The sequence below is a fragment of the Actinospica sp. genome (assembly GCF_035552695.1).
Lineage (GTDB): Bacteria > Actinomycetota > Actinomycetes > Streptomycetales > Catenulisporaceae > Actinospica.
Genome location: NZ_DASZKT010000069.1, coordinates 1 through 14,520 on the forward strand (window position 1 = coordinate 1; position 14,520 = coordinate 14,520).

The window sequence follows — 14,520 nt, forward strand, 5'->3', positions numbered from 1 at the left end:
CTTGAAGGTCGTGCCCGCCGGATACGTCGTGGAGAACAACCGGTGGGTCTCGTCGTAGAAGTGGTGCGGGTTACCGCTGCTCGGGGTGTTGGTGAACGGGTAGCTGCCGTAGTACCAGCTATACGCGTTCGTCAGCGAGAAGTCGGTCTGCTTGGTCCCGTTGACGTACAGCGACAACGGAGCGGTATAGACCGAACCATCCGACGTGTCCGGGATGCTGTACCGGAAATCGATCGAGTTCGTCGCGACCGGCGTCGTGAACGTGACGTAGGAACCCGACCCCTGCAGCGAGACGGCCTCGCGGCCGGAGGCCTCGTCAGCCAACTGACCCTGGGCGTAGCTCGGGCCGATGATCGAACCGTTCGTCTGCGAGTTCTCCGCCTGAACCTCGACGTACGGCAGGCTCGCGCCGCTACCGCCCGTCACGGTCGTGGCCGCGGCGGCGGTGCCTGCGGACAGGGCCGTCAGGCCCGTGACCAGCAGCGCGGCGCCCCCGGCGGCCGCAAGTACTCTTCGTAGTGTTCCGATGAACGTGGGTTGAGACACCAAAGACTCCTTACGCGAATCCGGCGCAAAGGTGGGACAGAGGGGTGCCGGTGCAAGGAGGACCGTAACGCCGCAGACTTCGTTCTGCAATATCTGGACGAAAATTCCGCGAGTTCTTGCTTCAGGCCCGCAAGATCGCCCGCACATGCATCGATGGCCCCGGTAACGCTCCGTGGACGACTCGCGTCTCACCGCAGGATTCTGCGCAACGACCGCAATTTCGGCAGCGCCGCCGCAGGCGCGGAAATGCCAGAAGGCTCAATCCCTGTCGGGATTGAGCCCGTGACCTGCTATTCAAGTGCTGACCCGCGCCCTGGGGGCGCCGCTCGGGCGGGCGGTCGGTCGAACGGTCCGTCAGGCGGTCGCGGTGACGAAGGCGGCGACCGTGTCGGCGAAGCGATCGGGTTCTTCCAGGTGGCCGAAATGTCCGCTGCCCTCGAGCACGGTCAGCTGAGCCTCCGGGATCGCCTTGAAGAGCTCCTCGGCCCAGTGCGGTCCGCAGATGAAGTCGTGCCGGCCGACCACGATCAGGGTCGGCACCTCCAACGCGCCGAGCTCGTCGCGGTCGTCGAACAGGTCGGGCGCGCCGTCCTCATCGACGCCTGAGATGTAGCTCGGCTGGAGCGCGGCCTGCATCGACGACCACCGAGGCTCGTCGGCCCAGTAGTCGGCGAGGTAGAGCGGCATGATCGCCCGGGCGATCCGCGCGTGCGGCGCGTCGTCGTTGATCTCGGGGATCTCATTGAACGCGGCCAGCGCGACATCCAGGCCGGGCTTGCCGGCGTGCCGTTCGGCGACCTTCTGCAATTCCCGCGCCAACTCGGCTCCGAATTCCGGACCGTTGACCGGCGCGCTGTCGTAGAGCACGATTCCGGCCAGCTGATCCGAGCTCCTCGGCCGTGATCTCCAGCAGCGGCCGGGCTCGCGTGCGCGCGGCGTTGTTCGCGAGCACCTGCACGGACCCGAAGTCCGCGATCACCTCGTCGCGCAGGCCCTCCAGGGCGACGCTGTCCCGCACATCCACGGCGTACGCGCGCACGGTCGCCGATTCCGGCGCGGCGGGATCGAGCCGCCTCGCCAGCTCAGCCGCGCCCTCGCCGTCGATGTCCGCGATCGCGACCCGGTAGCCTCCGGCGTGCAGCCGCCGCGTGACGGACTCGCCGAGTCCGGCGGCGCCGCCGGTGACGACGGCGACGTGAGCGGCGCTCATCGGGGAACTCCGGGCTGACGCGGGACGAGCGCTCGGCCGACGCGGGCCTCGATCTTCGCGTACTTCCACAGCTTCCAGTCCGATTCGCCGACCCGGATCGTGCGCAGGAAATCGCAGCAGGCGGCCACGGTCTCCTGGCTGTCCACGTCGGCCAGCAGATAGCAGGTCCAGGGCCACGATTCGGACGGACCGACCATGTGGACGTCGTCGTCGAGGTCTCCGATGAAGTCGACGCCGGGGGTCCGCTTGATCAGGTCCGTCATCGCGACGAACGCGGCCCACACGTCGGCGGTCGTGACGCCGTCCTTCGGCAGATCCAAGAAGTTCTGGTTGATCCCGAAGCAGAACAGTACGCGCAGCGGCGGGGGTCATGTCAGTATCCTTATTCAACGGAAGGCGGGAGCCGTGGGTGGGAGGCCCATCAGCACCGCGCCGGCGGAGTCGTACATCGCGGGCCCGAGGAAGGCGTGCAGTTGCGGCACCAGCGCGTCGCCGTGCAGCTGTTGCAGGGGATGGTCCAGGTCGAGCGCCGCGGAACCGGACAGCTCCACGATCTTGCTCACCACCTGCGCCGCGGTCTTCGCGAGGTGCGCGGCGGCGAGGCGAAGCCGGGCGTTGTGCACGTCTGACACGGGCTCGCCGGACAGCACCAGCCGCCATGCCTCGTGGGTGAGCTCGTAGAACCAGGCCCGCGCCGAGCCGAGCGCGGCCTCTGCCTCGGCGACGCCGACGCGGTAGTACGCGCGGTCCGCGGGCTTCGGTGCGCCGGTGATGCTCGTACGTTCCGCGCCGACCTCGATCGCGTAGTCGAGCGCGGCCCGCGCGACACCGGCGCCGACGACGGCGAGCACCTGGGCCGCGTACGCGATCGTCGGGTAGCGGTAGAGCGGTTCGTCGATCGTGGGCTCTCCCCCGCGAATGAAGGTCCACGCGCGGTCGACCTCGACGCCCTTGACCACCAGATCGAAGGAACCGGTGCCCTGCATCCCGACGGCGTTCCACTCCTGGAGAATCTCGACCTGCGCGGGACGGAGCACCGCGGTGAGCGGCTTACCCGCGTCCTCGCTCCGGATGCCGACGCCGAGGAGATCGGCGGCCATCGCACCGGAGGCGTACTTCCAACGCCCGTTGACGAGGAAGCCCTTCGCGGTCCGCGACGCGGGCTGCGCGGGATGCAATCCGCCCGCGAACACGACATCGGGCCCGTCCGCGTAGATCTCCCGCTGCGTCTCGATCGGCAGCGCCGCGAGATAGACCTGCGCGGAACCGAAGCCGGCGACCCAGCCGGTCGACCCGTCGACGACCGAGATCCGCTCGATCCTGCCGAGGAATTCCGCAGGCGGCAGCGGCTCGCCGCCGAACGCCCTGGGCGTTGCGGCGCGGTAGATCCCGAGCTGTTTGAGCCGGTCGACGAAGTCCCTCGGCACGAAGCGCCGCTCGCGGAACTCGCCGCGGCGCCGCCTGAGTTCTTCGAGCACTGGCTCCCACGCGGACTCGGGCACCGACTCCGGCGCTGACTGCCGCTCGGTCTCGGCGGCGCTCATCGGCGGCCGCTCGGGTCGTCGGCCGCGCGCCAAACCCAGTTGTGCCGAATATAGAGCTGCCGCAGACCGGCTCGCTCCAGATTGTCGAGCGAGGGGTTGCTCGTTCCCTCGGCGGGCAGGCCGGTCTCCGCGACCACCCACCGGCAGCCCTCACGGCGGGCGGCTTCGACGCGCATGCTGATCAGCGCGGTCTGGGCGCCGTTGCGCCGCTGGTCGGGCAGCGTCGCGGCGGTGTTGAGCGAGCCGACGAGTCCGTGCACGTAGAGGCTCCCGCCGGCGACGAGTTCGCGGCCGTCCCACGCGGCGTACGCGCGGAAGTCGGGATGCGCGACTCCGGCCGCGAGCATTCGCGCGACATACTCGTTCGAATCCCCATAGCCGCGCAGGATCACCGCGGCCCACCGCTCGGCCTCGCCCGGCGCGACCGGGCCGACGCCCAGCCGGGTGGAGACCTTGGGCTCCAGCTCCTCGATCGCCGCGCCGAGTTTGACCCACGCCGCTCCCCGCGTGATGCCGTGGGCCGCGCTCAGCTCGGCCCAGCCCGGCGGCAGCGACGACGGCGCTATCTGCAGCGCCACCGCCGGCACGTCGTTCGAGCGGTAGAACTCGACGATCTCGCCGAGCACCTCCGCCGTGATCGGTTCGGTGATCCCGAACCCGAGCGCCCTGGTCCAGATGCTGACCGGGAGCTCGCGCGCCGCCAGCGCCACTCCCCCGCCGATGCGCGTCGTGGCGATGCCGAGCGCCTCGCGAACCTCGGCGGGCGCCCCTGTCTCGTAGGCCTCCATGAACCCGGCCTCGGCCAGCTCCGCCAGCCCCCTGGTGATCTCCATGGGACCACGCTAGATGCGCGCGGGCGCCCGCGCATCTGTCATCTGACGTATCGCCCGGGGCTCCCAGCCGCCAAGTAATGCCAGAAGTAATGCCAGCTCTAGTCATAATCGAACGCCGTTCAACGCTGTACCGCTCTGCTCAGCCCCCTTCGACTCCCTCGAGTTGGTTCCGGAACCTGGCCGAAGCCTTGACTTCTGGTCAGATTCGGCAAAAGTGTGTGAGCGCCATGGTCGTACCCCGCTCCACCCGGAGGCGAACGAACCTTGATACCCACTCGAAGGCGGATCGCGGCGGCCCTTGCCGTCGCGCTGTCCGCCGGAATGCTCGCGGCGCAGTCCCCGGCCGCCACCGCGGCGGCGCTGCCCGCCCTGGTCGGCGACCCGACCGCGCTGGTGAATCCCTTCATCGGCACCGGAGACGGCGGCGGCGTGGTCGGGCCGGTGAACACGTTCCCCGGCGCCTCGGCGCCCTTCGGCATGGTCGCCTGGAGCCCCGACACCTCGTCGCGTCCGTCCTCCGGCGGCTATGCGTACGCTGACTCGTCCACGATCGGCCTGAGCGTGACGCACGTGTCCGGCGCGGGCTGCGGCATCGCCGGGGACCTGCCGATCCTGCCGACGGTCGGCGACATCGGCACGAATCCGACCTCGACCACCGAGCCGTTCAGCCACGCGAACGAGACGGCCGCTCCCGGCTCGTACTCCACGGTGCTCGGCACCGGATCCTCGAGCGTCGGCGTGAACGTGGCCGCGACCACGCGCACCGGGATCGGATCGTTCACCTACCCGGCGAACAGCGCGGCGAACGTGCTGTTCAAGGTCGGCGACTCGCAGTCCTTCGTGAGCGCCGCGAACGTGTCCATCGTCGGCGACGACGAGGTGACCGGCTCCATCACCGGGGGCAAGTTCTGCGATATGCCGAACTCGTCGACGGTGTACTTCGCCGCGAAGTTCAACCGGTCCTTCACGACGCACGGCACCTGGAACGGCACGGCCGTGACCGCGGGCAGCTCGTCCGCCTCGGGTCAGAACTCCGGCGCCTGGGTCGGTTTCGACACCTCGTCACAGGCCACCGTCGGCATGCAGGTCTCGATCAGCTACGTGAGCACGGCCAACGCCGAGGCCAACATCGGCGCCGAGCTGCACGGCTGGAACGTCGCGGCCGTCGCGGCTCAGACCCGCGCGCAGTGGCGCCGGCTGCTCGACGAGATCCAGGTCGGCGGCGGCACGCACGACCAGCAGGTGGAGTTCTACACAGCCCTCTACCACGCGCTGCTCGATCCGAGCACCTTCAGCGACGCGAACGGCCAGTACTTCGGTATGGACGGCAAGGTCCATCAAACGCGGCCCGGCCAGCCGCAGTACACCACGTTCTCCGGCTGGGACATATACCGCGACGAGGTGCCGCTACTGGCCACGATCGCTCCACAGCAGACGAGTGCGATGGCTCAATCGCTCGTCAACGACGCCGAACAGGGCGGTTGGCTGCCGAAGTGGCCGGTGGCCGGCGGCTACACGGGCATGATGGGCGGCGACGCGGCCGACGCGATCATCGCCGAGTCCTACGCGTTCGGCGCGCGGAACTTCGACACGAAGGCCGCGCTGGCCGCGATGCTCAAGGGCGCCGACACCGTCCAGACGAGCAGCGACCTCGGTGAGGGCTACTACGAGGAGCGGCCCGGCCTCGACACGTACCTCAAGGACGGATACGTGGTGAACGGCGCCGCGCTGTCCGGATCGGCCGTGCCCAACGGCGCGTCGCTCACACTCGAGTACGCCACCGACGACTTCTCGATCGCCGAGTTCGCCCAGAACCTCGGCTCGTACGGCACGTACCACACGTTCCTGACGCGCTCTCAGAACTGGCAGAACATCTACAACGTCGACTCCGGATACCTCCAGCCCCGCGGCGCGAACGGCGCCTTCCCCGCCGGAAACCCGACGAACGACGGGCTCAGCTCCTTCGGCCAGTCCGGGTTCCAGGAGGGCAACGCGGCCCAGTACTCGTTCTCGGTGCCGCAGAACCTGCAGGGCCTGATCTCCGGGATGGGCGGTGACGCGGCGGCGGTCTCGCGTCTTGACACCTTCTTCCAGGAGGACCAGGCCGGGCCGAACGATCCGGACTACTGGGCCGGAAACGAGACCGACCTGCTGGTTCCGTGGGTCTACGACTACGCGGGCGCCCCGTACAAGACGACGGCCGAGGTGCACAAGCTGCTCGACGGCGTCTACGCGAACAGCCCCGCCGGCGAGCCCGGCAACGACGACCTCGGCGCGATGAGCTCGTGGTACGTCTGGGGCGCGATCGGCCTGTACCCGGAGACCCCGGGCGCCCCCGTGCTCGCCGTGAGCGCGCCGATCTTCCCCGAGGTGCAGCTGAACCTGACCGGACACCACACGAGCATCACCGCGTCCGGCGCCTCCGATCAGGGCTACATCAGCGGTCTGTCGGTGAACGGCCGGTCCTGGAACCGCGCCTGGCTCCCGGCCTCGGACCTCGTGGGCGGCAGCGGAAGCGGCGGTGCGACCCGCATCGACGACACCATCTCATCGACCGCGGACACGAATTGGGCCGCGGCTCCGTCCGACGCGCCGCCGTCGTACCCGGCCGGGCAGCCGAGCTTCCCGACCGGAGTACTCCCGGCCCAGGTGACCAGCAGCCCGTCGAACCTGATCGCGACCGCTGGCTCCGACCAGTCGGCGACGCTCACCTTCACCGTCGGCGTCGGCGCATACGGAGATCAGGCCTCGAAAGTGAAGGAGCTGGACTGGACGGCGCAACCGCCGGCGGGCGTCACCGTGACGCCGAGTTCCGGGACCGCCCAGGTCAGCGGCGACACCGCCACCGCGACGGTCTCACTGCACGTCGCATCCACCGCGGTGCAGGGGTTCAGCGATATCGGCTTCGCGCTCAGCGACCCCGACAGCGTGCCGCTGCCCACGCTGACTGTCCCCGTCGCCGTCGTCGGCAGCGGTGACACCGCCACGGTGTGCACCACGCTCGGCACAACCAACGTCGACAACGGACTCACCCAGCAGGAAGGCGGCGACGGCACGACGACGCCGGTCACCATCAGCGGCGAAAGCGCGCGCAGCACCACGGCGAGCGCCCCGGGCGACCTGAACATGTACTTCCAGGTCGACCCGAGGATCGCCCACAACGGCGACTTCACGACGAACGTCACCATCGAGTACTACGACAGCGGTACGAACAACTGGCAGGTCCAGTACGCGATGAGCGGCGGAAGCAACTACACGGGCGCGGGTTCGGTGACCAACACGAACACCGACACGTGGAAGACCGCCACCTTCGCGCTGCCCGACGCCGCGGTGAGCGAGGCCATGAACAACCAGGCCGACTTCCGTGTCTGGTCCGCCGACTCCGTCACCATCCATTCGGCGGTGACCACCATCACCGGCCAGGGGGTCCTCCCGATGAACCTCTGCCCGACGTCGTAACCGGAAATACGAACCTGAGGGGCTACCGCGCGGTGCGGTAGCCCCTCAGTTGTGCCTGAGCGTCAGCTCGCGGTGAGCGAGAAATCGTCCGCGTAGTAGGTGCCCTGGCCGTACCAGCCGTGCACGTACAGGGTCAGCGAGGTTGCGGAGCCGGAGTTGATGCTCATCGACAGCTGCTGGTAGCCGCTGGCGCTCGGCGTCCAGGTGTCAGTGCCGCCGTTTTGCCCGATGAACACGTACGCGCCGTCGACGTAGCCGCTGAATTTGTACGTGGTGTTCGGAATGACGGTCACCGTCTGCGTGCACTGTGCGTCGTCCGAGCCGGATGCCGCGCCCGCTAGCGCGTGGCTGCCCGAATGGACCGGCGACGAGGTCACCGAATCCGTGCTCGAACACGTCCAGCCGGAGAGGGTCCCGGTCTCGAAGCCGGGGTTCGTCAGCAGGTTGCCGCCGCTCGGGCCGGTCGGGGTGCCGGTTCCGGTCGGTGTCCCGGTGCCGGTGGGTGTTCCCGTCGGCGTGCTCGTGGGCGTGGTCGTCGGGGTCGGCGACGCCGTGGTCCCGGTCGCGGTCGGGGTCTGCGTGGGCGGTGCGGTCGGACAGCTGCCCGCCGAGCCGTTGATGTCGTTCACGGCGTCGTTGAACAGCGTGGCGGCCGAATCCAGGTCGTACAGCGAGAACATCATCATTCCGCCGTAGCCGTTGCAGTGCACGTAGTCGGCCTGTGTCTGAATCGACTGCGGCGACTCGCCGCCGTAGAAGTTCGTCCCGTCATAGAAATACGCCGAATCAGTGACGGGATCCCAATACGTGTCCGCCGAATTGCCTACGGTGCCGGCGATCTCTTTATACATCGCCACGCCCGGCACGTTGCCGGAGTCCGTCATGCCCGCGGATGCGCCACTGGCTGTCTGATACAGCCCGTGCTCCGATCCCGCGGAGACGCCTGTCCAGCCGCGATAGTAGAAGGGCACGCCTAGGGTGAGTTTGCTCGCCGGGAATCCGCCGGGTATTGCGTACTGCGCGTCGCCGACCGTCCAGGCCTTCATCCCGTTGTCGATGCTGTACGTCTCGTTTCCGGGCGCCACCTTGGGCTCCGGCGAGTTCGGGTTGGCGAACAGCGGGTTCTGCTCGTCGGTCGGGCCGGTCGCGTTCCAGGCTCCGTACATGTCGTACGTCATGACGTCGCCGAAGGTCAGGTACTGACCGATCTGGTTGGTCTGGATCTTGTCGATCTTGTCCTGGCCGGACGGCAGGGCGGCCGAGAGGTAGTAGGTCTTGCCGTTGCTCGAGCCCAGCGTGTTGAGCTGGCTGCGGAACTCGCCGAGCAGCGCGGTGTAGTTGGCGCCGTCGCTGGACGAGGTGATGTTGCCCAGGTGGCCGCCGGTCGACCCGGGGTACTCCCAGTCGATGTCGAAGCCGTCGAAGATGCCCGCCGCGGATCCGGTGCCGCCGTAGCAGGGGCCGTAGTCGCAGTTGGTGGGCAGGTTGCCGTTCATGAACATGTTGATGCAGGAGGAGACGAAGGACTGCCGGGAGGCGGCGGTCGACGCCATCGGGGAGAAGTACTTCGAGTAGGTCCAGCCGCCGATCGACAGCAGGATCTTGAGGTTCGGGTACTTCGCCTTGAGCTCCTTGAGCTGGTTGAAGTTGCCCGCGATGGCCTGGGTGGAGCTGTCCGCGACGCCGCTCACGGCCTCGTTGGCGGGGAACGGCTTGCCGTAGTCGGCGTCCATGTCCTCGGCCCCGTCGCCGGCGTTCGGGTCGTTCTCGCCGGCCGGGTCCGGATCGGTGGCCTTCTCCGCCTCGAAGCAGTTGTAGGGGGCGGTGGGGCTGATGTTCTCGAAGTCGTAGATCAGGTAGTTGAGCTTCCCGGCGATGCCCTCGCTGTCCAGGTTCTGGAGGTAGAAGGCGTTCTGGTAGATCGACCACTGATCGAAGTAGGCGACCTTGATGCCGCCGGAGGTGGCGGCCGCGGGCACGGCGCCCCGGCCGGCGATGTCGGCCGCCGAGGCGGCTCCGGCCCCGACGGCTCCCGCCGCGATGAGGCCCGTGGCGGCCAGCGCGGCGCAGGCCACGGCGACAGCCGCGGTCCGAGCGCGGCTGAGCATGGAGGATCGTATTCGCATGAGGCTCCCGGGTGCTGGATAGGGTGGGTTATCCCGCAGCCCAGCGTCAGCGCGCGCCTTCGCGATGGACTACTTATCCATGTACTGCCGTGCCGGAACCGAGTCAATACTGTGGACTAGACCAATGTTGCCAGCATTGGCCTAGACCTGTGATCGTCAACCCCGCCTTAACCTGGAGCTAAGCACTACATAAGTGTTTTGATTCGTCCTAGAGCGGCTTCGTCCAGGGGGCTTCCGAGCGCGCCAGCGGGAACACCAGCACGGTGTCGGCGGCCAGCAGGGCGAGGGCGATCAGCAGCGGCAGGGCCGAGTGGCCGTGCAACACCGCCTCGGCTCCGACGAGGGCTCCGACCAGCATCGCCACCGCGGACAGGGCGCGCCGCCCGACCTTGCCACCGGCTCCGCCGGCCGCGCGAGTATCTGAGGCCATTCCGGTGATGGTCATCGTCAGCACGGTGGTCGTCAGGTCGGGTACGGCCAGGGCGCGGGCCGACACGTTCTGCACGCCCATGCCCATGGCCAGCAGCACGATCAGGCTGTAGCGGGCCCCGGCCAGGTAGGGCGCGTCGACCACCTGTGCGACCACATAGGCCGCCAGCACGAGCACGGTCTGCGTCATCAGGGCGAGCCGCAGCATCCGACCGCGGTGGGTACGGAGCCGGTGAACGATCCGACCACCGACGAACGCGCCCGCCGCGAAGGCCGCGAGCGCCACGAGCGAGGCGGCCAACGAGAAACCGGCTGCCCCGACCAGCGAGAAGCCGACGAAGACCACGTTACCGGTCATGTTGGCGACGAAGACGTGCCCGAGGCTGAGGTAGCTGAACGCGTCCACCAGCCCGGTGACCACCGTCAGTATCAGCATCATCGGGGGTAGCGGACCGTGCCGGTCGCTCATGTCGGGCGCGATCGTGGTCCAGGCATCCCGTAGTGCGCCGCGCATGGTTCACCGCTCCCTTCCATTCGCCCGGCCCGCATGCCGAGCACCTCCTCCAGGGTGGCGCCGAATGCTCGCACGGTCCAACATATGGATCCGGCTTCAGCGATCTGTTGCACCGATCGATTGGAGGTCACGCCCTAGTTCCTGGCGCGCCGTGGCCTACGCCGTGCCCGCGCGCAGGCGGCGGGACAGGCCGAGTGCGGCGGTGCGGACCGCGGGAGCCAGCTGCGCCGGGCTGAAGCGGGCGCGCGGAACGGCCACGGAGAGTGCGGCGGCCGCCTGTCCGCTGCCGTCGAATACCGGCGCCGCGATGCAGCTGACGCCGAGGGCTGATTCCTGCTCCTCATAGGCGAGCCCGGAGGCCTGGCACTGCTCGATCAGGGTGCGCATACGCTTCGGGTCGGTGATCGAGTATTCGGTGCGCCGCGGAAGCGGCTCGGCCAGCACCTCCTCGATGAGTGCGGGGTCCGCGAAGGCGAGCAGGGCCTTGCCGACGCCGGTGCAGGTCAGCGGCAGCTGTCCGCCGATCCGGGAGGGTAGAGCGAGCTCGTCGTGGCCGTGGATGCGCTCCAGGTAGACGACGCTGCGGCCCTCGCGCACGCCCAGGTGCACGGTCTCCCCCGTGGCGGCATAGAGGTCCTGCAGGAACGGCAGCGCCGTCTCGCGCAGGTCCAGCCGGCGCGGAACCAGCGATCCGAGTTCGAACAGTTTCCCGCCGAGCCGGTAGCCGTCGCCGACGCGCTCCAGCAGCCCGAGGCGGACGAGGTCGGCGACGAGTCGGTGCGCGGTCGTCTTCCGCAGGTCGGCGCGGCGGGCGAGTTCCGACAGGCGGCACGGACCGTCGGCGGGACCGAAGCAGTCAAGGATGGCGACGGCCTTGTCCAGCATGTTCCCGGAGGATGAATTGTTCCGTGTCACGGAACAATCTTTGCCGCCGGTCGCGCGTCGCGTCTATATGTGGACTCACCCTTTCCCTTGGAGGCGGATCCATGTCCCGAAATCCCGTCGCGCCGGAGGTGGCCGAGGCCGCGCACGCGCTCGCCGAGGCCGCCCGCACCGGAGTGCCGTGTCCCCCCGTCCGCGGTCTGCTCGGCGAGGGCGCGGACGAGGCGGCTTACGCCGTGCAGCGGATCAACGTCGAGCGGGCACTGGCCGCCGGGCGACGCGTCGTAGGACGGAAGATCGGCCTGACCTCGCTGGCCGTACAGCGCCAACTCGGCGTCGACCGGCCGGACTTCGGCGCGCTGCTGGACGACATGGAGATCGCGGACGGCGGCGAAGTGCCGTTCGGCCGTCTGCTCCAGCCCAAGGTCGAAGCCGAGGTCGCCTTCGTCCTCGGCGCGGACCTGACCGCCGAGGCGCACACCGCGGAGGACGTGCTGCGCGCCATCGACCACGTGCGTCCGGCACTGGAGCTTGTCGACAGCCGCATCGCCGATTGGAAGATCACCTACGCCGACACCGTCGCCGACAACGGATCCTCGGGTCTGTTCGTGCTCGGCGCGGCCAAGGTGCAGCCCTCAGACGTGGACGTCGCGCAGGTGCGTATGACGCTCAGCCGCAACGGCGAGCAGGTGTCCGCGGGCACGGGCACGGACTGCCTCGGCAGCCCGGTCAACGCGGCGGTGTGGCTCGCCGACACACTGACGGCGATGGGCGACCCGCTGCGGGCCGGCGACGTGGTCCTCACGGGAGCGCTCGGGCCGATGTCGGCGGCCGGACCCGGAGACGTCTTCGAGGCGCAGATCAGCGGGCTGGGCCCGGTGCGGGTCTCCTTCTCTCAGACCCCGAAAGGTCAATAAGATGACATCAGGCACGAAGACAAGAGTCGCGATCATCGGCTCGGGCAACATAGGCACCGACCTCATGATCAAGGTACTGCGGCTCTCGGACACTCTGGAAGTCGCCGCGATGGTCGGCATCGACGCCGACTCGGACGGCCTGGCCCGGGCGCGCCGCTTCAAGGTGGCCACCACGCACGAAGGCATCGACGGCCTGCTGAAGCTGCCTGAGTTCGAGGACATCGAGCTCGTATTCGACGCGACCTCGGCCGGAGCACACCGCCGCCACCACGACGTGCTCGTCGGCACCGGCCGGACGCTGGTCGACCTCACCCCCGCCGCGATCGGCCCTTACGTCATCCCGCCGGTCAACCTCGAGGAACACCTCGGCGCCCCGGACGTCAACATGGTCACCTGCGGCGGCCAGGCGACGATTCCGATGGTGGCCGCGGTCTCGCGGGTCACCGGCGTGCACTACGCGGAGATCATCGCGTCCATCGCCTCCCGCTCGGCCGGCCCGGGCACGCGCGCCAACATCGACGAGTTCACCGAGACGACGTCCGACGCGATCGCGAAGGTCGGCGGAGCGGCCAGGGGCAAGGCGATCATCGTGCTGAATCCGGCCGAGCCCCCGCTGATCATGCGGGACACGGTGTTCTGCCTGGTCGGGGAGATCGACGAGGACGCGGTGCGCGAGTCGGTGGCCGCGATGGCGGAGACGGTCCGCGGCTACGTCCCCGGATACCGGCTCAAGCAGGCCGTCCAGTTCGACCGCGTGGGCCCGGACGACCCGCTGCGTTCGCTCGCGCCACATGCCGCCGGCCCGCTGACGAAGGTCGGCATCTTCCTCGAGGTCGAGGGCGCCGCCCACTACCTGCCCGCCTACGCGGGCAACCTCGACATCATGACCTCGGCCGCCCTGCGCACCGCCGAGCGCCTGGCCGAACTGCGCCACGGCACCCGCGAAACGATGGAGGCGACCGCGGCATGACGACGCATCAGCAGGCACTTTACATACAGGATGTCACCCTGCGGGATGGGATGCACGCCGTCCGGCATCGCTACACCGTCGAGCAGGCCGCGTCGATCGCGCGCGCCCTGGACCAGGCCGGCGTGGCCGCGATCGAAGTGGCGCACGGCGACGGGCTCGCGGGATCCAGCATCGCCTACGGCATCGGCGCACACACCGACTGGGAGTGGATCGAGGCCGTCGCGGGCAGCGTGCGCGGCGCGATCCCGACCACGCTGCTCCTGCCCGGCATCGGCACGTTGCGCGACCTGAAGCAGGCCCACGCTCTCGGCATCCGCTCGGTCCGCATCGCGACACACTGCACCGAGGCCGACATCTCCGCCCAGCACATCACCGCCGCACGCGAGCTCGGCATGGACGTCGCCGGGTTCCTGATGATGTCTCACATGGCCGCGCCCGCCGAGCTCGCGCGCCAGGCCAAGCTGATGGAGTCCTATGGCGCGCACTGCGTCTACGTGACCGACTCCGGCGGCCGTCTGACCATGGACGAGCTGCGCGACCGCTTCCGCGCGTACCGAGACGTGCTCGATCCGAACACCGAGATGGGCGTGCACGCCCACCACAACCTCGGCCTCGGCGTCGCCAACTCGGTCGTCGCCGCGGAATGCGGCGCCGTCCGCATCGACGCCTCGCTCGCAGGTCAGGGCGCTGGCGCGGGCAACTGCCCGCTGGAGGCCTTCATCGCCGTCGCCGACCTGATGGGCTATCGGCACGGCTGCGACCTGTTCGCCCTGATGGACGCCGCCGACGACCTCGTCCGCCCGCTGCAGGACCGCCCGGTCCGCGTCGACCGGGAGACCCTCACCCTCGGCTACGCAGGCGTCTATTCGAGCTTCTTGCGGCACGCCGAGAGCGCGGCCGCGCGCTACGGCCTCGACACGCGCTCCATCCTCGTCGAGGTCGGCCGCCGCGGCATGGTCGGCGGCCAGGAAGACATGATCACCGACATCGCGCTCGATCTGAGTGGTTCGCTCAGCGGTTCCCAACCGGGTCGCTGATCGCCACCCGCCCCCTGCCCGAACTGCCCTGACCCCGCTCTCACCGGCGGAAA

11 protein-coding genes and 2 pseudogenes are annotated in these 14,520 nt (G+C 69.0%); 4 read left to right on the forward strand and 9 right to left on the reverse strand.

The window, feature by feature from the left end; genetic code table 11:
* The 6 genes and pseudogenes from VG296_RS09520 to VG296_RS09545 form a co-directional block, all read right to left on the reverse strand.
* Positions 1-546, reverse strand: a pseudogene (locus tag VG296_RS09520) (coagulation factor 5/8 type domain-containing protein); the annotation flags it as partial.
* Between the two features lie 354 nt (positions 547-900).
* Entirely contained in the window at positions 901-1,413 is a 513-nt protein-coding gene (locus VG296_RS09525; RefSeq protein ID WP_325565243.1) for an alpha/beta hydrolase, read from the reverse strand.
* Between the two features lie 79 nt (positions 1,414-1,492).
* A pseudogene (locus VG296_RS09530) lies at positions 1,493-1,756 on the reverse strand (SDR family NAD(P)-dependent oxidoreductase); the annotation flags it as partial.
* A complete protein-coding gene (locus tag VG296_RS09535) occupies positions 1,753-2,076 on the reverse strand; it encodes a hypothetical protein (RefSeq protein WP_325565245.1) in 324 nt (107 codons plus the stop codon). The pseudogene VG296_RS09530 and the gene VG296_RS09535, both read right to left, overlap by 4 nt.
* 66 nt (positions 2,077-2,142) lie before the next feature.
* Entirely contained in the window at positions 2,143-3,300 is a 1,158-nt protein-coding gene (locus VG296_RS09540) for an acyl-CoA dehydrogenase family protein (RefSeq protein WP_325565247.1), read from the reverse strand.
* A complete protein-coding gene (locus VG296_RS09545) occupies positions 3,297-4,133 on the reverse strand; it encodes a hypothetical protein (protein WP_325565249.1) in 837 nt (278 codons plus the stop codon). Before VG296_RS09545 ends, VG296_RS09540 begins: the two co-directional genes overlap by 4 nt.
* A gap of 264 nt (positions 4,134-4,397) precedes the next feature.
* On the opposite strand from VG296_RS09545, the gene VG296_RS09550 reads away from it, so the two are divergent.
* Positions 4,398-7,592: a GH92 family glycosyl hydrolase gene (locus VG296_RS09550; RefSeq protein WP_325565251.1), complete on the forward strand. Its 3,195-nt coding sequence runs from the start codon at positions 4,398-4,400 to the stop codon at positions 7,590-7,592.
* Between the two features lie 62 nt (positions 7,593-7,654).
* Here the strand turns inward: VG296_RS09550 and VG296_RS09555 are convergent, their stop codons facing one another.
* From VG296_RS09555 to VG296_RS09565, 3 genes are all read right to left on the reverse strand, one after another.
* Entirely contained in the window at positions 7,655-9,700 is a 2,046-nt protein-coding gene (locus VG296_RS09555) for a glycosyl hydrolase family 18 protein (RefSeq protein ID WP_325565253.1), read from the reverse strand.
* Between the two features lie 226 nt (positions 9,701-9,926).
* Positions 9,927-10,661, reverse strand: a complete 735-nt coding sequence (locus VG296_RS09560) for a YoaK family protein (protein ID WP_325565254.1) — start codon at positions 10,659-10,661, stop codon at positions 9,927-9,929.
* A 156-nt stretch (positions 10,662-10,817) separates the two neighbouring features.
* Positions 10,818-11,546: an IclR family transcriptional regulator gene (locus VG296_RS09565; protein ID WP_349259507.1), complete on the reverse strand. Its 729-nt coding sequence runs from the start codon at positions 11,544-11,546 to the stop codon at positions 10,818-10,820.
* A 101-nt stretch (positions 11,547-11,647) separates the two neighbouring features.
* On the opposite strand from VG296_RS09565, the gene VG296_RS09570 reads away from it, so the two are divergent.
* The 3 genes from VG296_RS09570 to dmpG are packed head-to-tail and all read left to right on the forward strand — an operon-like array spanning position 11,648 to position 14,467.
* Positions 11,648-12,460 (forward strand): 2-keto-4-pentenoate hydratase, encoded by an 813-nt coding sequence (locus VG296_RS09570; RefSeq protein ID WP_325565257.1) that lies wholly within the window; start codon positions 11,648-11,650, stop codon positions 12,458-12,460.
* A gap of 1 nt (position 12,461) precedes the next feature.
* Complete coding sequence (locus VG296_RS09575) at positions 12,462-13,430, forward strand: acetaldehyde dehydrogenase (acetylating) (RefSeq protein ID WP_325565259.1); 969 nt, start codon at positions 12,462-12,464, stop codon at positions 13,428-13,430.
* Positions 13,427-14,467 (forward strand): 4-hydroxy-2-oxovalerate aldolase, encoded by a 1,041-nt coding sequence (gene dmpG, locus VG296_RS09580; RefSeq protein ID WP_325565261.1) that lies wholly within the window; start codon positions 13,427-13,429, stop codon positions 14,465-14,467. Before VG296_RS09575 ends, dmpG begins: the two co-directional genes overlap by 4 nt.
* The last annotated feature ends 53 nt before the right edge of the window (positions 14,468-14,520 follow it).

Excerpts from the sequence above, each read along its gene's own strand:
- VG296_RS09560 (WP_325565254.1), bottom strand. The coding sequence starts at position 10,661 with ATGCGCGGCGCACTACGGGATGCCTGGACCACGATCGCGCCCGACATG.
- VG296_RS09540 (WP_325565247.1), bottom strand. The coding sequence starts at position 3,300 with ATGAGCGCCGCCGAGACCGAGCGGCAGTCAGCGCCGGAGTCGGTGCCC.
- VG296_RS09555 (WP_325565253.1), bottom strand. The coding sequence starts at position 9,700 with ATGCTCAGCCGCGCTCGGACCGCGGCTGTCGCCGTGGCCTGCGCCGCG.
- VG296_RS09565 (WP_349259507.1), bottom strand. The coding sequence starts at position 11,546 with ATGCTGGACAAGGCCGTCGCCATCCTTGACTGCTTCGGTCCCGCCGAC.
- VG296_RS09570 (WP_325565257.1), top strand. The coding sequence starts at position 11,648 with ATGTCCCGAAATCCCGTCGCGCCGGAGGTGGCCGAGGCCGCGCACGCG.
- VG296_RS09575 (WP_325565259.1), top strand. The coding sequence starts at position 12,462 with ATGACATCAGGCACGAAGACAAGAGTCGCGATCATCGGCTCGGGCAAC.
- VG296_RS09545 (WP_325565249.1), bottom strand. The coding sequence starts at position 4,133 with ATGGAGATCACCAGGGGGCTGGCGGAGCTGGCCGAGGCCGGGTTCATG.
- dmpG (WP_325565261.1), top strand. The coding sequence starts at position 13,427 with ATGACGACGCATCAGCAGGCACTTTACATACAGGATGTCACCCTGCGG.